The sequence below is a fragment of the Paraburkholderia fungorum genome, from assembly GCF_046026025.1.
GTDB lineage: Bacteria > Pseudomonadota > Gammaproteobacteria > Burkholderiales > Burkholderiaceae > Paraburkholderia > Paraburkholderia fungorum_E.
The window spans coordinates 121783-141145 of the sequence record NZ_JAQQFL010000008.1 but is presented as its reverse complement, the minus strand read 5'-3'; the positions used below and the strand labels follow the sequence as shown (position 1 = coordinate 141145).

15 protein-coding genes are annotated in these 19363 nt (G+C 62.6%); 3 read left to right on the top strand and 12 right to left on the bottom strand.

The genetic code is table 11. From position 1 onward, the window contains the following. Positions 1 to 62: 62 nt before the first annotated feature. From PQR67_RS11725 to PQR67_RS11680, 10 genes are all read right to left on the bottom strand, one after another. Complete coding sequence (locus PQR67_RS11725) at positions 63 to 1229, bottom strand: glycosyltransferase family 4 protein (RefSeq protein WP_408458577.1); 1167 nt, start codon at positions 1227 to 1229, stop codon at positions 63 to 65. Then, a complete protein-coding gene (locus PQR67_RS11720; protein WP_408458574.1) occupies positions 1226 to 2485 on the bottom strand; it encodes a glycosyltransferase family 4 protein in 1260 nt (419 codons plus the stop codon). The genes PQR67_RS11725 and PQR67_RS11720 overlap by 4 nt, the downstream gene beginning before the upstream one ends. Continuing rightward, on the bottom strand, positions 2482 to 3945 hold the full coding sequence (locus tag PQR67_RS11715; protein WP_408458571.1) for a glucose-6-phosphate isomerase: 1464 nt from the start codon (positions 3943 to 3945) through the stop codon (positions 2482 to 2484). Before PQR67_RS11715 ends, PQR67_RS11720 begins: the two co-directional genes overlap by 4 nt. 3 nt (positions 3946 to 3948) lie before the next feature. Continuing rightward, the gene (locus PQR67_RS11710; protein WP_408458568.1) at positions 3949 to 5208 is read right to left on the bottom strand and encodes a glycosyltransferase family 4 protein; all 1260 of its coding nucleotides are present in this window, start codon (positions 5206 to 5208) and stop codon (positions 3949 to 3951) included. A 118-nt stretch (positions 5209 to 5326) separates the two neighbouring features. Next, the gene (locus PQR67_RS11705; RefSeq protein ID WP_408458566.1) at positions 5327 to 6259 is read right to left on the bottom strand and encodes a glycosyltransferase family 2 protein; all 933 of its coding nucleotides are present in this window, start codon (positions 6257 to 6259) and stop codon (positions 5327 to 5329) included. 76 nt (positions 6260 to 6335) lie between these two features. Continuing rightward, positions 6336 to 8534, bottom strand: coding sequence for a polysaccharide biosynthesis tyrosine autokinase (locus tag PQR67_RS11700; protein ID WP_408458783.1), 2199 nt, complete (start codon positions 8532 to 8534; stop codon positions 6336 to 6338). 158 nt (positions 8535 to 8692) lie between these two features. Beyond that, a complete protein-coding gene (locus PQR67_RS11695) occupies positions 8693 to 9925 on the bottom strand; it encodes a polysaccharide biosynthesis/export family protein (RefSeq protein ID WP_408458563.1) in 1233 nt (410 codons plus the stop codon). Next, complete coding sequence (locus PQR67_RS11690; protein WP_408458560.1) at positions 9919 to 10374, bottom strand: arsenate reductase/protein-tyrosine-phosphatase family protein; 456 nt, start codon at positions 10372 to 10374, stop codon at positions 9919 to 9921. Before PQR67_RS11690 ends, PQR67_RS11695 begins: the two co-directional genes overlap by 7 nt. A 52-nt stretch (positions 10375 to 10426) precedes the next feature. Continuing rightward, positions 10427 to 11881 carry a UDP-glucose dehydrogenase family protein gene (locus PQR67_RS11685; protein ID WP_408458557.1) on the bottom strand — a complete coding sequence of 485 codons (1455 nt, stop codon included), beginning with the start codon at positions 11879 to 11881 and terminating at the stop codon, positions 10427 to 10429. Positions 11882 to 11983: 102 nt separating this feature from the next. Beyond that, complete coding sequence (locus tag PQR67_RS11680) at positions 11984 to 13381, bottom strand: undecaprenyl-phosphate glucose phosphotransferase (protein WP_408458554.1); 1398 nt, start codon at positions 13379 to 13381, stop codon at positions 11984 to 11986. 647 nt (positions 13382 to 14028) lie between these two features. Here PQR67_RS11680 and PQR67_RS11675 point away from each other — a divergent pair. Then, positions 14029 to 15582, top strand: a complete 1554-nt coding sequence (locus PQR67_RS11675) for a mannose-1-phosphate guanylyltransferase/mannose-6-phosphate isomerase (RefSeq protein ID WP_408458552.1) — start codon at positions 14029 to 14031, stop codon at positions 15580 to 15582. 137 nt (positions 15583 to 15719) lie between these two features. Here the strand turns inward: PQR67_RS11675 and PQR67_RS11670 are convergent, their stop codons facing one another. Further along, positions 15720 to 16868 carry a DUF6566 family protein gene (locus tag PQR67_RS11670; protein ID WP_408458549.1) on the bottom strand — a complete coding sequence of 383 codons (1149 nt, stop codon included), beginning with the start codon at positions 16866 to 16868 and terminating at the stop codon, positions 15720 to 15722. 583 nt (positions 16869 to 17451) lie between these two features. Continuing rightward, positions 17452 to 17748, bottom strand: coding sequence for a YciI-like protein (locus tag PQR67_RS11665; RefSeq protein ID WP_408458544.1), 297 nt, complete (start codon positions 17746 to 17748; stop codon positions 17452 to 17454). Between the two features lie 449 nt (positions 17749 to 18197). On the opposite strand from PQR67_RS11665, the gene PQR67_RS11660 reads away from it, so the two are divergent. Together PQR67_RS11660 and PQR67_RS11655 are read left to right on the top strand one after the other, a co-directional pair. Beyond that, positions 18198 to 18494 (top strand): PsiF family protein, encoded by a 297-nt coding sequence (locus PQR67_RS11660; RefSeq protein WP_408458541.1) that lies wholly within the window; start codon positions 18198 to 18200, stop codon positions 18492 to 18494. 325 nt (positions 18495 to 18819) lie between these two features. Then, on the top strand, positions 18820 to 19266 hold the full coding sequence (locus PQR67_RS11655; RefSeq protein WP_408458538.1) for a hypothetical protein: 447 nt from the start codon (positions 18820 to 18822) through the stop codon (positions 19264 to 19266). Positions 19267 to 19363: the final 97 nt, after the last annotated feature.

Here is a 19363-nt window from a genome sequence, read left to right as displayed (position 1 = left end):
CGCGGGAGCGGCGGAAAGATTCACAAGCTGCAACCGTGCCTGGCCGGGTCCTTCAGTGCATTTCAGTGCACCCCACCTGCCGCGATCGCCTCGCTATACACCGAGGCCACCCGCTTCGCGATCACCGCGTTGTCGAAGTTCTCGCGTGCATAGCGGCGGCATGCCTCGGCATCCGGCAACTTCAGTGAGCCGTTCAATGCGCCGGCCAGACCTGCCGCAATGGCCTGCGCCCCCGTCTCCGGCAGCACCAGATTCGGCGACAAACCCGCCACCGCTTCCGGCAAGCCGCCCACCGGCGTGACCAGCACAGGCGTGCCGGAAGCCAGCGATTCAACCGTAATCAGCCCGAAGCCCTCCAACGCCACCGTCGGCACCACGCTGATATTTGCTGCACGGTACAACGCCGCCAGATGCTGGTCGGGCACGAAGCCCAGCAGCTTCACGTTATTCTCCAGACCCGCTTCGGTGATCCGCGCCTGCAACTCGCCCTCGAGCCGCCCTTTGCCCGCGATCAGCAGCAGCACATCGGGCTCCGTGCGCTTGAGCAGCTTCACCGCATCGATCAGATCTTCGAGGCCCATACGGCGCACCAGTCGCCGCACGGCCAGCACGATCGGCCGGTCTTGCGGCAATTGCAGTTTCAGGCGTGCCTCCGCCGGCGTGATCGGCAGATTGAACTGCTCGACATCCACGCAGCCGGGCACGACACGCACGCGCTCCGGTGCGATGCGATAGCGCGAAGTCAGAATCTTGCCGAATGCCTCCGACAATACGATCAGCCGCGACGAGCGCACGTAGACCGATTGCTCCAGATAGCGCTTGGCACGCTGGCCGAGCGAATCGGCGCCTTCCACGTGGCTCTCGTCGGCCCATGGTCCCTGAAAATGCGAGACCTGCGGAATGCCGCGCGTCACGTCGAGACCCGGAAATGTGTACAACGCGAAGTGCGAGGAAATCACGTCCGGACGCGAGGCGCTGATTTCCTGGCGCAGCGCGCGGCGTGCCGCCATCAGCCGCAGCGGCAGCGATTGCGCGGCGGAGCCGAAACCGTTGATCGCACCGCCGGTGTCCGCGGCGACTTTGGGCGACCCCGCCACCACGCCGCGTACGGCGACGCCCGCGCCCGGCAGCGCGCCGACCAGCGAGTAATACATGCGGTCCAGACCGCCCGCGCGCTCAGGGAACCAGTGCATCCCGATCTGCAGCGATTTGATCGAACTCGTCGTCATGATTGTTGCCCCTGTGCGTTCTGAGAATGGTGATGAATCGTCTGCCCGGCCAGCGTGTTCAGCGTCAGCGCGTCGTTTCGCGCCACCGCCGCGGTTTCCGTTTCGCGGCTCCTGCGGTCTTTCTGCTGTCCCGCCAATTGCCGGTATAGCGCGATGTATTGGGCGGCCATCCTCGCCCAGCCGAAGCCCGTCGCGAGTTCGCTGGCGGCGGCGCCCATCGCGCGGCGTGCGTCGTCGTTATCGGCGAGACGCGCGACGGCGCTCGCCAATGCCTTGGGATCGTCCGGATCGTCGAGCACGATGCCGCATTCCGGTGTGATGATTTCGGCGCCGCCCGCCGTGCGCGCCGTGACCACCGGCAGGCCCGCGGCCATCGCTTCGAGCAGCGACAGGCTCATCGCTTCATAGCGCGACGGAAATACGAACGCGTCGACCGAATGCATCAGCACCGGCATTTCCTTCACCAGCCCGAGAAAATGCACGCGATGCGCAATACCCAGTGCCTTCGCTTCTTCCGGATAGGGACTGCCCGGCAGAAACCCGGCCACCGCGATCTGTACGTGCTCAGGCAGATGCTTGAGCGCCTGCAATACCGTGCCGAGGTTTTTACGCGGCGTGCGCAAATCGCCGACAAACAGCAGCAGGAAGGCGTCCGCGGGCAAACCGAACTTCGCGCGCTCGCCCGATGCGGCCGCGAAGCCTTGCGTATCGACGCCGTTGTAAATCACGTCGACCCGGTTATCAGGCGTCAAACCGATCGCGCGAATTTCATCGGCAACCTTTTGCGACACCGCCGTAATGACCTTCGAGCGCCGGTAGGCCCAGCGTTCGAGCCATGCGTTGCAGCGCGTATAGACCGACTGATACGCGGACCACACGCCTTTCGTGAGCCCGAACGGGTAGTACTTGCTGCCGTACCAGCCGCTATGCACGAAGTGCGAGGTGTTGACGTCGGCGGGCATCCACGTGATGAAGCCGTTCACGTGCAGCACGTCGTATTCGCGACGATGCGCGCGCAGCCACATCGCGCTCTTGAATGCGAACACCTGCTGGCGCAGCAGATTGGTGGGCCACCAGCGGCCGATTTTGATCGGCGCCCAGCGTACGGCCGGATGCGCGAGCAGATCCGGCGCGACGTGCGACGCAACCAGGGTGACCGCGATGTTCTCATCGAGCGCGGCGCGCGCAATCTCGTGGTTGACGCGCCCCTGGCCGTCGTTATGGCGCACGACGTGCGTGACAATGGCAACTCTCAATCAGTGCCTCCGTGGAAAAGTAGCGTGCGTCTGCGGTTCATCTTTTCGTAGTGCACCGCGGAAAGGATCGAAAAAACACTCATGAAAAGCAGCAGGCCACCGGTGCCGACCAGCGAATTGGTGAACACCAGCATCGCGAAGGTCGCGAGACTCAGGCTCAGACAGGCGGAAACGAATTTGTCGTTGCGCAGCTTGAACGACGCGAGCGCCGCGCGCACCACCAGCCAGACGATGCCGGACATGTAGAGCAAGGTGCCGGGCCAGCCGAGCACGAACGGAATGTTCATCACGCCGCTGTCGAAGTTGCCGTACTGGCCGAGCTGGCCACCGTCGTTCGAGAGCTTGGTCGAGGTGCCGGTCGCGCCCATGCCCTCGCCCGATACGTCGGTAAAGGCGGTCTTCGCGAAGGTCGCGTAGAACTCGTTGCGGGCGGCGTAGCTCTGGTCGTCACTCAGGTTGACGAGCGTGTTCAGGCGCGCCTGCATCCGCTCGGCGACCGGGCCGACCGTGAGCAGCGGCACGCAAAGACCGGCAAGCAGCACCGCGCTCGCGACGATCCGCACGCGCACCTTGTTGTTCGACTTGACCAGTTGGATCAGAAGCGCGATCACCCAGCCGCCCCACGTCGAACGCACGAGGCTCAGCGCGAACGAAAAGAAGCCGAGCGCCGCCGCGATCCAGCGCACGCGATGGGTGGCCGCCATCACGTAGACCATCGCCCCCATCATCGCGAACGCGAACGGTCCCGACGAGTTCATCGTGCTGAACACGCGCACGCCCATCGGCACGGGGTCGCCCTGCGAATTCATCTGTGAGCCGAGCATCCACAGCGCGTCCCACGGCGGCATGATGAAAAACTGGATCAGGCCGTAGCCGCCCATCACGAGCATGCCCCAGATAAACGTGTTGACGATGGTGTCGCGATACTTCGGATACTGACGCGTGTGCGCCATGATGTGAAAGCCGATCAGGATCGGATAGAGCCAGTTCGCGAGGTCGTAGGTCGCGGCGAGCGGCCCGCTCGACATCACGCCGATCATGAATGCGTACGCAAGCCCCATCAGAATCAGCAGCACCGGCAGGCCGCGCCGCTGCGAAAGCAGCTTGTAGTACCGGAGCAGGGAAAACGCACTGATCATCGTCACCGCGAGCGGCGCGATCTGGATCAGGCTGGTCGGCGTGAACGAGCCTTTGGACCAGTCGGCGAGACGCCGCACTTCCGGGCTCAGGAACCACAGCCACCACATAAAGCCAATGTAGCGCGCCGGGCTCTTGAAGTAGAGCCACAGCCCCGTCAGGATCGCCAGCACCGGGAAGCCGAGCGTGAGCACCGTACCCTGATGCGCGCCGATCAGCATCGCCGTGATCAGCCACAGTAAGGCCTCCGGCAGCCACTCCTTGCGAGCGCCGGACAGCACCCGTCCGGCGTTGTCGCCACCGGCTCGCGTGATTGTCGACATCGTTTAGAGGCCTCCGCGTGATTCGCGCGAAGGACCTTGACTCGGCCCCCTACTGCCCGCACGCACCCGCACCGGCTGACTCGCCGTAGCCGTGGCCGTGGCCGTAGCAGTAGCCGGCGCGGCACGCGGCGTTGCCGCCTCGGCGCCGGCCGCGCCTGCCGTCGCGCGCCCGCGCGCCGCTGCACGCACTTGCAGCATCTCCTGAGTCATCCTCACGTGCTGCATTGCATAGTTCTGCGTGGTCAGGTCGCGTGACAGCAAACCGGCCGCCGCCGCCCGCGCCTGATGCAACGCATCCGCGGGAGAGGCCGCGAGCTGGTCCACCGCCTCGCGCAACGCCTGCGGATTGAACGGCGGAATATAAGCCGCCTCGCCCGCCGGAAAATAATCCTGCAACGCGCCGACGTCGGTGACCACCATCGGCTTGCCGACCGCCGCCGCTTCCAGCATGACGGTGATGCCCGAGGCGTGTGAATTCGGACGCAGCGGCACGACAATGACGTCGGCCCAGTCGTAGAGTTCGTGTTGTTTCCTGATCCCCGAGAACAAGGCGATCTCGACGTTCGGCGCGCGCAGCGAAGCGGGAATGCGCCGGCGTGTCGCGAGCTTGACCGTGTAGCGCGCATCGTTAGCGAAAGCCTTGATGAGCGTGTCCCAATCGCGGTCGCGATCGTTGCCGATCGCGGCGATACGGATCGGCGTATGCGGTTTCCATTCGGTGGGCGCCTGCACGGGAAAGTCCTGCGTGTTCAGCCCGTAGAAAAGCGGTTTCGCCTCGCGCCCGAAGTATCGCTGGCACAGCTCGGCGTTTTCGCTGGCGAGCGTGGTCAACTGATCGGCGCGGGTGATCAGCTTGCGATACAGCCAGCTGCGCAGAATCCCGTAGGAAGGCCATTTATCGAGCAGCCACACGCTTTGCGCGAGCAGCAAGGGGCCGCCATCCGCCCCAGCCTTGCGGCCGCTCAGCAGCAGCATCAGCGCGGCGGCGAGCCATTCCTGCTCGGTATGCGTCCAGATTACGTCCGAGCGCAGCATCTCGGCGCGGTTGCGCCACGTATGGATGAAGTCGAACCCGAGCGCCGCCTTCAGCGCGCGGCGCAGCAAACGCACCGGCTTGCTTTCGCGGGCGTCCTCCGAATAGGTCAGCGCGAATGCGTCGGATTGTGCATGGTGATAGCCGTACAGACAGCCGATGTTGTCGCCCGGCCGGTAGAAGCGCGGGTCGGCGCCGTAAAACAGATGAACGTGAACTTTCGTACTCATGCAGACACTCCGCTCTGCCGGTGGAAAGGAGCATCGGCGTGCGCACGCAGGCGCAAGTGCCGATGCACGGACGTGCGGGACGTGCCGGACGATTGGGGCATGCGGGAGGCAAGCGGGGTCATGCGGTCCGCGACAGCGCGCGGCGCGCTTCATGCGCGCCGGTACGCACCGCGCGCCAACGGGTCAGCCTCAGGCCGGCCTGTTTCGACACCAGCGCGAGCGCGGCATGCGTGAGGCCCGGATAGACCCGCGTGCCGACCAGCGTCCACCACCACCACGCGGTTTCGCGCCGCAGTGGTGGCAACTGGTCGCGCAGGATCAGATGAAAATTGAAGGCGGCATTGCGCAACGCCGCCATGGTTTGCGCATCGCGCCGGTCGTCGTCGAAACGTTCGGCCGGAAAATGGTCGACGGCTACACGCGGGTCGTACATCAGTTTCCAGCCGGCGTTCTTCACGGCGAGGCTGAAGGCCATGTCGTTGTGAACCTGGGCGCCCGCGCCACGCAGGCGCTGATCGAAACGGATCGTGCGCACCGCCTCGCGCCGGTAGCTCATGTTGGCGCCCTTGAGGATGTCGACTTCACGTGCGCCGCCCACCCCAAGGTGATGATTGCCAATGATCTTGCCGTGGGCCGTAACCTTGCCGACCAGCGGCCGTGCTCCGTCAAGCACACGGCCTTTTTCATGGACCCAGTCGCGGCCTCCCAGCGCCCCCAGACGCGCGTCGCTCTCAAACGCGGCAGCGATACGCGCCACCCAGTCGGCGTGCGGCGCGGCGTCGTCGTCGGTGATCGCGATGACCTCGCCCGTGGCCGCATCCAGTCCGCGATTCAGGGCCGCGACCTGGCCTGGCACGTCCACCAATGCGACGGACAATGGCAACGCGCCCGATACGGCGGGGTCACGCAGGCAGGCGTGGCTCGCTTCGTCGTCGGCGCGCGCGACCACCACCACTTCGTCCGGCATGCGCGACTGCCGTTGCAGCGCCGCGAGGCAGCGCGCCAGGTCGGCCGGGCGGCGGTAAGTCGGAACCAGTACCGTCACTTTCATCGTGATGTCCTTTTATCTCGTGCTTTTATCTCGTGTTTGCGCCGGGATCGGAGCAATCGGCTCGAGCGCCGCCGGCTCAAGCGCTCAAATATTCCTGGACCGCTGCATAGCCACGCGCATAGCCGCCGCGCGAACGTGCCGGCATGCCGTTGAAGATGCCACCCTGCACGTGCACGCCGGCCGCGCGCAGACGCTTCAATGCCTCCGCGATCTCGCCTTCGCTATGCACGCCTGAGCGCATCACGAAGAAGGTCGAGCCGGCATACGCGCCGATAATCGACGCGTCGGTCACGGCCAGCACCGGCGGCGTGTCGATCAGGATCACGTCGTAGCGCTTGGCGAGGCCGTCCAGATATTGAGGAAGACGCGGCGACATCAGCAGTTCCGACGGATTCGGCGGACGGCGGCCGCACGAGATGAAGCTCAAGCCTTCAACGTTGGAGCTGCGGATCGCTTCCTCAAGCGAGATCTGCCCGCTCAGCAGTTCCGACAGACCGTTGTCCTGTGCACCGCCCACATACCGTTCGAGCACACCGCGACGCATGTCGCCGTCGATCATCAGCACGCGTTTGCCCGAGCTCGCCAGCAGCACCGCCAGATTGACCGTCAGGAAGCTCTTGCCGACGCCGGCCATCGGGCCGGTCAGCATGACGATGCGGTTCTTCGCATCCATCACCGTGAACTGCATGGAGGTGCGCAGGCTGCGCAGGCTTTCGATCGTGACGTCCTTCGGCCGCGCATTCGCCAGCACGAGGCGAAGGCGTTCGCCGCCGCGCTGGAAGGCGCCTTCGAGCACAGCCTGTTCGGCGCTCAAGGGCACGAGACCGTACACCGGCAAGTGGAAAGCACGCTCGATATGGTCGGGGTCGTCGATCCCCTTGAACATATTGCGGCGCAGGAACACGAAACCGGTGCCGCAGATCAGCCCGAGAATCACCGCCGCGGACAGGATCAGCACTTTCTTCGGCTTGACCGGCGCACCCGGGCGCATCGCCTCGTCGACGATATGCACGTTGCCGCCGGTACCGGCCTTCTGCACCGACAACTCCTGCACGCGGTTGAGCAGCAACACGTAGATGTCTTCCGCCACCTTCGCGTCGCGTTGCAACTGCACGGCCTTCACTTCGGTTGCCGGCAAATCGCGGAAGCGGTCCGCGTATTTGGTGCGTTGCGCTTCCAGTTCGGCCATCTGCTGGCGCGCCGCGACGAGCAACGGATGGTCGTCGCCATAACGTTCGTTCAACTGCGTCATCTGCAGACGCAAACCGGCGATCTGCTGCTCGTACTGCACGCTGCCTTCGAGGTAGACCTTGGCTTCATCGCTCGCATTGATCGAGCCGGACTGCCGCTGGTACGCGGTCAAGGCCGCTTCGGCGCGTTCGAGGTCGGCCTTCAGGCGCGGCTCTTCGCTCTTCAGGAAGTCGAGCATCTTGCTGGCGTCGACCTGCTTGTTCGACACGTGCTGACGTACGTACGAATGCGCGAGGGCGTTCGCCACCAGCGCCGCGTGTTCGGGACTCTTGTCTTCCAGCGAGATCTGGATCACGCCGGTTTGCTTGCCCTGCTCCTGCACGGTGATCGCCGACTGGAACGCGGTGATTGCGTCGAGGTCGTTAAAGCGCGTCACGATGAACGTTTCACCCGGACGCGCCACCAGCTTGCTGACAAGGATCGTCACGCCGCCGCCCTGTTCCTGCCGGCCGACCTGGCCGCGCAGCAGCAGTGCGCCATTGTCCGCGTACAGTTCGTAGTGCTGGTCGTCCTGCACTTTCATCGTCAGCTTCACGCCTTCCAGCGCGGGCACCACGTCGATCGAATCGACCTCGGCGTCCTCACCGCCCCATGCATAGGACGACAGACCCAGCCACGGCCGCGCCGGCTGGCCCGGCGTTGCCAGGTGTGCGGCGATGCTGCCGAGCAGCGGAATCGTCTTCGGCGCCACGCTGAAGTTCAGCTTCAATTGCTGGACCACCGGGCCGACTACGCCGCGGCTCTTGATGATCTCGATCTCGGCGTCGGTTGGCAGCGAGGTCGAGCCGGTGGTGATCGCCGCCCCCGTCTGGGTTTGCGTGAGCGCCTGGGAGGTGTTGTCGGACTGCTCGACCCGCACGTGCGCATCGGCCGAATAAATCGGCTTGGCGAGCAAACAGTACGCGGCGGCCAGCGCGACGATCGCCGCGGCGATTGCGATCAGCCACCAGATGTCGTCGAGGATCACCTGCACCAGTTGCCCGAGGACGACGTCCTCTTCTTCGGTCCTGATCGGACCGGCCATGTGTGGAGAGATTTGATTGCTCACAATTCGATCCCGTTTTCGGTTGCTTCGGCGTGGGCTTCAGCGGGTGCTTTGGCATCTGCTTTGCGTTTGCCTCGGCGTTTGCTTCGGTCCCGCGCCCTATGAAAGCGGCGCGGGCCTGTCGACGGTTCAGACGCTTACTTCGTCAACTGCTTCAGGTAGAACAGCGTCTGTATGGTCGGCAGAACTTGCTGCAACACACGGTTGAACGTGGTCGAAGCGGCAGTGCCCACATACACGACATCCATCGGTTGCAACTGGAACTGGGCCGACAGCATGATCGCGTCAGGCTGCGTCATGTCGAGGCGGTACACGTCCGGCGTGGTCGGATGTTCGCGCATGCCGCGCATCACGAAGATCTGGCGCGGATTGGCGTCCGTGTCGAGAATGCCGCCTGCCTGGGTGAGCGCGTCGGCGATCGTCAGGCGACCCTTGAGCATCGGCACCTGGATCGGCGTCTTCACCTCGCCCATCACGAAGATGCGGCTATCGCTGCGATCCGGCACGTTGATCAGGTCGCCGTCCTGCAACATCACGTTCTGCGTGGTGTCGCCCTGGTCGAGCATGCGGTTCGCGTCCAGCACGTACAGCTTGTTGTTGCGCGTGAGGCGCACACGCTGAATGTCGGCGTCGCTGTTCGTGCCGCCCGAGCGCGTAAGCGCATCGACCAGCGTGATCGGCACGTCGCTGATGGCGAGCGGGCCCGGCGACTTCACGTCGCCGGTGATCTGCACTTTCTGGCCGCGGTACGACAGCACGCGCACGTCGACCTGCGGATTGCGGATATAACGCACGAGCCCGGCGCTCAACTGATCGCGCAGCTCGCCGACAGTCTTGCCCGCGGCCTTGATGCGGCCGACGAACGGGAAAAAGATCGTGCCGTCGGCGGCCACGGTCTGGCCGTAAGGGTCGGCCTGGCCCGGCAGCGCGGCCGTGTACGGCTGCTGCAGCGCGCCGGCGACACTTTGCGTGGTGTTGCCGCCCGCGGACAGCGTGCTGCCCTGCGGGGTGGTCAATTCAGGGTGGTCCCAGACGGTGATGCCAAGAATGTCCTGCGGCGCGAGCCGGTACACGTACTGCGACGGGTTAGCAAAGCGCGAGACCGGCAGCGCCTGCTGGGCGGCGCTGGCTTGCGCCTGCGCGAGTTCCGCGACCAGCGGGCCGTCGATCAGATGGACCGGATAGGTCTCCGTGGCTTGACTCTGGTGCCGGCCGTCGTCTTTCAGACTGGACGTGTCGAGGTAATTGCCCGGTGCGGTAGCGCAGGCCGACAGAAAAGACGTCAGCAAAAGCGTGGCGGCGAACCTCGATTTAAAGGCCGCCGGCTTGAAGTTGGCAAACGTGTGTGCAGTGGTTTTTTTCATCAGCATATTTTTTTCAGCCATCCCATGACCAGATGTTCGATGAGCACGAGACTCTCCCTATAGTCGGCTTCCACGTGACCGTGCGGATCGGCGACGTCGGAGCCGTCTTCCCATTTACCGAGTGGGTACACCTTGCCGCGCGAAGCCGGATCGAGCGCTTCGACCGCGCTCACCTGCGCGCGCTCGGTGACGAGCACGAGGTCGGCGGCGCGTACGAGCTGGCGCTCGAGGCGCCGCGAGTAGTGGGTACTGGAGGCGACACCCTGCTCGGCGAGCAGGCGCCGCATCACCGGGTCCATGCCGTGGCCGTTCACGGCACGCAAGCCTGCCGAATGAAACGCGATCGGCGCTGAGGACGAGCGCGACGCCGCGCGTTGCCGCGACTTGAACAGCATTTCAGCTGCAGGCGAACGGCACACGTTGGCGTGGCAGACGATCAGAACGTTGGCGAACATAGCGGGCTCCTTGACGAGGCGCAGCGGCATAGTGATCAGCTTATCGAGCGGCTTATTGAGCGGTTTCGACGGGATCGGCCGGGTGGGCCGCCCCCGCCGTTACCGCCAAACCGTTCGCGCCGACTCGCGCCGGCGCATTGCGCAGCGCATGCTGACGGCCGATCGCGTGGTACTCGATACCGAGTTCGAGCAGCGCGTCCGGCTCGTACAGATTGCGGCCGTCGAAAATCAGCGGCGTGTTGAGACTCGCCTTGAGCAAGCTGAAATCCGGACTCTTGAAGACTTTCCATTCGGTGAGGATGACGAGTGCGTCGGCGCCCTCGGCCGCTTCCATCTCCTCGTTCACGAACGACAGGCGCGCGTGCTGTTGCGGCACGTCTTTCAGATCGAGTGCGAACACGCGCTTCGATTCGTCGATCGCCACCGGGTCGTAGGCCTTCACGCGCGCGCCGCGGCGCAGCAGTTCGGCGATCAGCGGGCGGCTCGGCGCTTCGCGCATGTCGTCCGTGTTCGGCTTGAACGCGAGGCCCCACACGCCGAAGGTGCGATCCGACAGGTCTTCACCCAGACGATCGACGATCTTGTGCGCGAGAATCTTTTTCTGCGTGTCGTTGACGGCTTCCACGGCCTCGAGAATGCGCAGGTTGGCCTTGTGATCGGCTGCCGTGCGAATCAGCGCCTGCACGTCTTTCGGAAAGCACGAGCCGCCATAGCCGCAACCGGCATACAGGAAGTCGTAGCCGATTCGCGGATCGGAACCGATGCCGCGGCGCACCGCTTCGATATCCGCGCCGACGCGGTCGGCCAGATTCGCGAGCTCGTTCATGTACGAGATGCGTGTGGCGAGCATCGCGTTGGCCGCGTATTTGGTGAATTCGGCGGACCGCACGTCCATGTAGAGCGTGCGTTCGCGATTGCGGTTGAACGGTGCGTAGAGGCGCTTCATCAGATCGCGCGCTTTTTCGCCCGGTACGTCTTCGTCGCAACCGAGCACGATTCGATCGGGCCGCGTGAAATCTTCCACGGCCGCGCCTTCTTTCAGGAACTCAGGATTCGACACCACGGAGAACATGTGGCCTGCATTGCGCGCGGCCAGTTCCCCGGCAATCACGTCGCGCACGCGCGACGCCGTGCCGACCGGCACCGTCGATTTGTCGACAATCACCTTGAAGCCCGTCATATGGCGGCCGATGTTGCGCGCGGCCGCGAGCACGTATTGCAGATCGGCGGAACCGTCTTCGTCGGAGGGCGTGCCCACTGCGATGAACTGAATATCGCCGTGCGCGACCGCGGCTTCGATGTCGGTCGAGAACCGCAGGCGGCCTGCCTTGCGATTGCGCGCAATGATCTCCTGCAGACCCGGTTCATGGATCGGCACGCCGCCGTTGTTGAGCACGTCGATCTTGCGCTGATCGACGTCGAGACAGAACACGTCGTGGCCGATGTCGGCCAGACAGGCGCCCGTCACAAGGCCTACGTAGCCACTACCGATGATCGTCAGGTTCATGCGTTACACCTCGGAAAATGGAGTTGATTCAGGGGAGCCGTCGCGTGAAGCGGGTTGCTACGGCTGCCCGATAAATGGTCGATGAGCCGGTGAATAAGCGGGTCAATAAGCGTTACTGCCCACAAAGCCCTTCCACAGCGTCAGCACGACGATCTTGATGTCGAGCCAGAAGGTCCAGTGCTGCATGTAGTACAGATCGAGCTTGACGCGGCCCATCATCTTTTCGATGCGATCGGTTTCGCCGCGATAGCCGTTGATTTGCGCCCACCCGGTGATGCCCGGCTTGATCCGGTAGCGGTGCATGTAGCCCTTCACCAGATCCTTGTAGATGTCGTCGTGTTCGAGCGCATGAGGGCGCGGACCGACCACCGACATCTCGCCGCGCAGCACATTGATGAATTGCGGCAATTCGTCGAGGCTGGTGCGCCGCAGGAACGCGCCGACCGCCGTGATGCGCGGATCGCGCCGCGTGGCCTGAGTGATCTTGCCGACCTCTTCCTTGTGCATCTTCATCGAGCGAAACTTGTAGATTTCGAACTGATTGCCGTCGATGCCCTTGCGCTTCTGGCGGAAGAACACCGGGCCCGGCGAGCTCAGCTTCACCATCGCGGCGATCACCAGCATCACCGGCGCCAGCGCGGTCAATGCGGCCAGCGCGAACAAACGGTCGAAGATGCGTTTGGGCAGCACACGCAGATCGGTGATTGGCGAGGCGGCCAGATTGATCGCCGGCACGCCGAGCAGATCGACCATCGGCTGATTGAAGAGCGTGAGACTGCGCACGTCCGGAATGAAGCGGATGTTCACGAAATCGTTCTTCAGGTCCATCACGAAACGGTGGATCGCCTTTTCCTTCGAGATCGGCAGTGCGAGCCACAACTCGCGAATCGCGCGCTGACGCACCAGCTGGAGCATCCGTGCGTAATCGCGCTCGACCGGTACGCCTTCGATCGCGTCGCACACATCAGGATCGTCGTAAGGATTGATCGAGCCGTCCTCGTCGAACACCACGACGGGGCTGAAGCCCGCTTCCGGCCGGCTGCGCATCTGCTCAATCAGGAATCGCCCGTACGGCGCGCCGCCGACGATCGCCACCGCGCGCTGATTAAAGCCTTCGCGGCGCAGTCCGCGCAGGATCGAGTAGACGATCACCTTGGTGACGACCAGCAGCACGATCGTCGCGACCGCCCAGTAGACCAGCCACAGCCGCGACAGGCTGTCCGAGCGGTGCAGGCTGAAACTGATCAGCACACCGGTGACTTCCACGATCAGCCAGCCGCCAGCGACGCGGCACAGCAGGTCGTAGAGCGGCTTGCCACGCCAGGACTGATAGATCCCCAGCGCCGGAAAGAACACCACCACCAGCAGACAGTCGAACGCGAGCGACACGCTTTGGACGTCGTCCAGCCACACCAGTTTCCCGCTGTGCACGGCCGTCGCGATAGCGGCGCCGAGCGCGACCATGGCGATGTCGATGATTCTCGATAGAACGCTCAGCATGCGCTGCCCCTCAGTTCGTCAGTCAAGTGCCATCCGTTGGTAGGTTGAATTCCCGTCACACTCATCAAGTCCCCAGCGCAGCAACACAACGCCGATATCCGCGCCGTCCAGATAAATGCGCGACGCGAAACTGATTTAACCGGTGCTAATTGCCACGCTGCTTTCCTGACAAAAAATTGCCTGAACGGCCGACCCGGAAAGCAGGTATCTGAATGAGTGAATACCCTTGTACAGGTATAGATAAAGCGATATTAAAATTCGGACTGCAAGACTGCAAAATATCTCAAAATGTATCGGTCAAATTTTCAGTATTTTTTCTGACATTTTCGCGGCAATTGTTACCGGATTTTCGTTCTAAGGTGGCTTCTTTCGCCTTTCCCGGGCTGGTAGAGAGCCAATCTGTCTGTTTTCCTACGAAGCTTACGCCACGTTCTTTGTCTTTATTTTTCGCTATTCCAGCGGACAAAAAAATTCACCGCTATTTTTTTCGTGTAATTTTTCTTTTTTAAAAATTATCCAGACATTTTTCTTTCACGAAATGGATAATTTTATTGGACGCTTTATATAGTTTCTATTTAACGCGCTTTTATTGATTCTTTACTTCGTGATAAAACTCGACGCATTCACCCAGCCTCGAGGAGTCCATCATGACAGCTCCGGTTACGGCCACGCCCGCCGACACCCGGTCCACGCAAGCTATGCCCCTTAACGTCAAGCTCAAAGTCCATCCCGTGATTCTCGCGGGCGGCTCCGGCACACGGTTGTGGCCCATGTCGCGCGAGCAATATCCGAAGCAACTGATTGGTTTGCTAGGCGAAGACTCGCTGCTGCAATCCACTACGCGCCGTCTCGACGGACTCGAAGCCGGTCATCTGCTCTCCGAGCAACTTGTCGTGGTGGCCAACGAAGAGCATCGCTTCACCACCGCCGAGCAATTGCGCACGAGCGGCAAGCCGAGCCGGCTGATTCTTGAGCCGGTCGGGCGCGACACGGCTCCGGCGCTGACGGTAGCCGCCCTTTCGATCGCCGCGCAGGACGAGGACGGCATCATGGTCGTGATGCCCGCCGATCACGCGGTGACCGACATCGACGGTTTTCGTGCTGCGGTAGCCGCCGGCGTACAGCTTGCGGCAGCCGGCCATATCGTGACGATGGGCATCGTGCCGACGCGTGCGGAAACCGGCTATGGCTACATTCGCATTGGCACGGCGCTTGGCATGCCTAACGACGCGCGCGAACCGGATACCGATACCTCCCGCAAGATCGGCGCGCACAAGCTCGATCGTTTCGTGGAAAAACCGCATCTGGAGTTGGCGCAGCGTTATATCGAATCGCAGGAGTACTGGTGGAATAGCGGCATTTTTATCATGCGCGCTTCGATCTGGTTGAAGTCGATTCGTCACTTCCAGCCGGCGATTTACGAAGCCTGCGCAGCGGCGTTCGCCGGTGGCAAGGCAGACGGCGATTTCTTCCGTCTGCAACGCGACGCGTTCAGCGCGTCACCGTCGAATTCGATCGACTATGCGGTGATGGAGCAACTGGGCAACGATCAAACCGCCGCGTCCGGCGTGGTTGTGCCGCTGCAGGCGGGCTGGTCGGATGTCGGCTCGTGGGACGCGATCTGGGACATCTCGGAGAAAGACGCCGATCAGAATGTGGGCCGCGGCCGCGTGATGTTCGAAGGGGCCGCCTCGACCTTCGCGCATTCGGAAGGACGCCTGATTGCCTGCGTCGGCACGCGGGACCTTGTGGTGGTCGAAACGGCCGACGCGATTCTGATCGCGGACAAATCGCGGGTGCAGGACGTCAAGAAGATTGTCGGACGGATCCGCAGCGATGGCGGCCTGGAAGCGGCCAACCATCGCAAGGTACATCGCCCGTGGGGCAATTACGATTCCGTCGATACCGGCGAGCGCTTCCAGGTGAAACGCATTGTCGTGAAGCCGGGCGCGCGGCTCTCGTTACAGATGCATCATCATCGCGCGGAACACTGGATCGTGGTGCGCGGCACCGCGCTCGTCACGCGAGGTGAAGAGCGCTTCATCGTCTCCGAAAACGAATCGGCCTATATTCCGCTGGGCGTCACCCACCGTCTCGAGAACCCGGGCAAGATGCCGCTCGAAATGATCGAAGTGCAATCGGGTTCGTATCTCGGCGAAGACGATATCGTGCGCTTCGACGACACGTACGGACGTCAATGATTCACAACGGATGAAGCGGGAACCTGCGGCGGTTGCTCCTGACTGCCGCGGGGTACTGCTACGCTAGGAGCCGGTTCTGCGACCACACCAAGCGGCCGTGCTTAAGACCATGCTTACGGCCCTGCTAGCAACCGCCCTCACCCCGCATGGGAAATGAGTTCCGGAAATGACGGAAAACGATCTGAAGCGCTACCGCTTTCGGTTGCGGGCGCAGCCGGTTCACTCGGATAACGGCGCAGCGGTCCTCGGAACGCATTGAGCGGGCCGTGCAAAGGGCCACCGTGATTCACCGTGACGGGTTCCGGCACATGACGCATGGCCGGTAACGGTCGCGCCACCCCTGCCACCGCGCTGGCTGCCGGTGCAGCACCTGCCGCAGCCTGCGTGCGGCATTCCCGGTCGATCCACTGCCTCGCCCATTCGAGCGCGTATTGCTCCGCCGCGTCGGCCTGTGCAAAGCGCGGTCCGACGAGGCCGGAACGCTCGACGCGTTTACCGTCCTTCATGATCTCCGCCCACGCGCGATACATGGCGTTGGGCACCTGCTCCGCCGCAACGTAGATCACATAGCCGTGCTGATCGGCAACTTGCGTGCCACGCGGCGCGAGGCTCATCGACAACGGGTTGCGCGGGTCTTCGAGCTGTTGCGCGCGGCGTGCCGACGCAATGGCCGAATCGAGGCTGTGCATGGCAGCGTCAACCGCTCGCGCCTCGTCCATGCCGTGTGAATCGGCGAGCATCGCCGGCCGCGCCGCAAGCGACGAGGACGCCGAAGATGCACGGGACACCGGCGGTACGTTCGACAGCCCGGATAACTGGCGGGTGATATCGGCAATCGGATCGGCCGAGCGCCAGTGGCTCAGGTTGCTCGATACACCGGGTGCCTGCCACGACTCGGGGCTCTTCCACGACACACCCCGCAGACCTTCTTCACGCACGCTCGGCGTTTCCGCGACCGGCACGGCCGGCTTGGCCGCGATGGGCGGCGCCGGCTGCGGGATATAAGCGAAGGCACGCCCGGTTTGCGACAACAGCCGCACCATCTCGAGCAGGGTGCCGTTCAACTGCCACTCTTCGAAACGACGCCGGCATGTCGGCCCCGACGGATAGCGCCCAGGCAGCTTCGACCAGGGTTCGCCCGTTGTGAGAATCCACAGGACGGCATTCGCCACGATGCGCGGTTCGGCGCGTGGCCGGCCGCGCCGGTTAAGACGGACGGCCGGCTCATCAGAGACAAGCGCTGCCAGCAGCGCCCATTCGTCATTGCTTAGCTCATCGAAAAACATTGGGTTTTCTCCACGCAGCCTGGCCCGGCCGCGGCTTTGGGCAACCACGGATTCAACTTTCACGATCCGTGTGCAGCCCTCGGTTGCACAAATATGTCTTGTACGTTCTGTTTGCTGGTCAATATCGCACTGGCTTAGTGCGGTTTGTCCCTATTGCGAAGCACAAAACGTGGTCTCACTCGTGCATGGGAGAATTTGTGCACGAAGCATACCATCCCCAGGGTTTGCGTGAATATCATTGAGACAAGTGTTACGGATGGAAACAATCTTGTCCTTTTCGCTGCGTCGGTTCACGCATTGCTGTAACAGAACGGCCATCGGTCGAGGCTTCGAAAGCGACTATTGCACGGCACAACGGCATGAAAAAAATGCGAATTGTTTTTACGAAATCCGCACTCGATCCATCATGCATTTCGATGCGCTTCGGATGGCTTTTTTCCTCGCGTGGGCGGCGCACGGGTGTACCAGATGGATACTACCCGACTGACATCGAAGCGCAATTGCCGAGGAAACGAACGTGGCGTTTGCGCATGCAGTTCGCATTCCTCTCGACACCGTGCGAGCATGATCGGCTGACTTGCCGCTAGCGCACCGGATTCGACGCGCCCTCACCCACCACGGTCATCCACTGGCGTACTCGCCAGCGCGTCACGAGACCGGCAAGCACATAAGGATCGGCTCTGGCAAAGGCTTCGGCGGCGGCGGCAGAGTCACCGTTGAAGAGCAGTACAGCCGTGTCTACAGGATCGGTCAACGCGCCGGCCAGATGCAATTCACCGCGCTGCGCTGCCGCCCAGGCGAGTTTCAGATGCGCGTCGCGATATGCGCCACGCCGTTCGAGGTAGTCCGGTACAAGCTCGTAAGTCAACAGATAGTGCATGGTGTGCCTCCTTTGACCTGCGCGTCGCAGACGCCGGGCGGCGCCTTGGCGCAGGAATTCAAGTCAAGATTACTCCGTGAGTCTTCAACGGGATTTTCTGCCGATTTCCTATTCATTTGCATGTGCAGCAATTCAGATTGAATATTTAATATCAGATCAATCTTTATCGAATGACGATGAGCTAATTCATTCGCATGCGTTTCGAAAATTAATCTGGATTGCATAACATATTTTCGACAGCGTTTCGAGCCAGCCGTGTCAGCCCCCGGAGCACCGTCATCCCTGCCGTGTAGGGGAAAACCTGCGTGAGCGCCTGTCAACCGGAATGCGCTTTTATCCGTTCTGGCAGACAGCATTTGCCATAATGGATGTGCCGAGGGGTCCTGGACGCCGTTGACGCCCGCGCGCACGAACGACCAAAAACGTTTTCACCACCGATGGAGTGTCACATGAAAGTCCAATCCGCTATCGCTACGCTGGTGCTGGGTGCTGTCCTCGTTTCGCCGGTGTTCGCGCAAAACAGTCAGCAAACGAAAATGGCCGACTGTAACAAGCAGGCCGCCGACAAGAAGGGCGACGACCGCAAAGCCTTCATGAAAACCTGCCTGTCCGCCAAACCGGCGGCCGCGGCGCCGATGAGCCAGCAGGACAAGATGAAGGCGTGCAATACGCAAGCCACCGGCAAGAAAGGCGATGACCGCAAGGCCTTCATGAAGACCTGCCTGTCGTCCGCGCCGGCTAATTAAACGCGACGCAAGCGGCGCGGCTCACACGCCGCGCGCTTAGCCGCGTGTTGCTCGAACAGGGCCGCGCCAATTTCAGGCGCGGCCCTATCTCTCTTCTTTCCTTGCTTCGGTGCTGGCCTCTGTTCCTGCCGCCCCTTCACCCTGCATCCCTTCGCAGTCCATCTCTCCGACGGCAGCCGTCGCGCCATAGATTCCTTCGCTTCCCATCCGCGCGAACGCGCCGTTTTTCTTCTATGATGGCTGCGGAGACGGCCCACCCCCTACATAACATTAGACGGGCCGCCATCTTGTCGTAGATGCTGCAGAGCATCGATCGGAGGCAAGGATGGTAACGAAGCATAAAAACCGCTGGTTGAGGCGGTGGCTGGTCGTCATCATATTCTGGGCCGTGCCCGTGGCGATCGTTGCGGTCAGCGAGATCCGGGAGGAAATGGCGTACAACGCCGTCGACCTCGACCGCGCACTGACCACCTGGAATTTCACCGACGCACAACGTGCCGCCGGCGCGCCCGCGCGCTGCCATGGCAAGCCCGACGACGCACAAGCCGCCGGCTGCCCAGCCGACGTGCTGGCCGCCAATTTGCCGCGTCAGCAAGACGCCCGCAATGAATACAGCGTGCGCCGCTCCACGCTCATGGCTTACCTCTGGCATGCATTCGTGGGCTACTGGATCGTGCCGGCCGTCACCTTGTTCCTGATCGGCGTGTTGATCGGCATGATTCGCCGTGCGCTGCGGCGCCCGCCTGTCAAAAGCCCGGCGAACCATGGGTGAGGACACAGGTGCAGCGTCACGGCAACACTTTCAGTTAGATTTCAATGCGAATCGTGAAGACTGAAAATCGGTAAAAACAGGGACCCGATACGGCCTC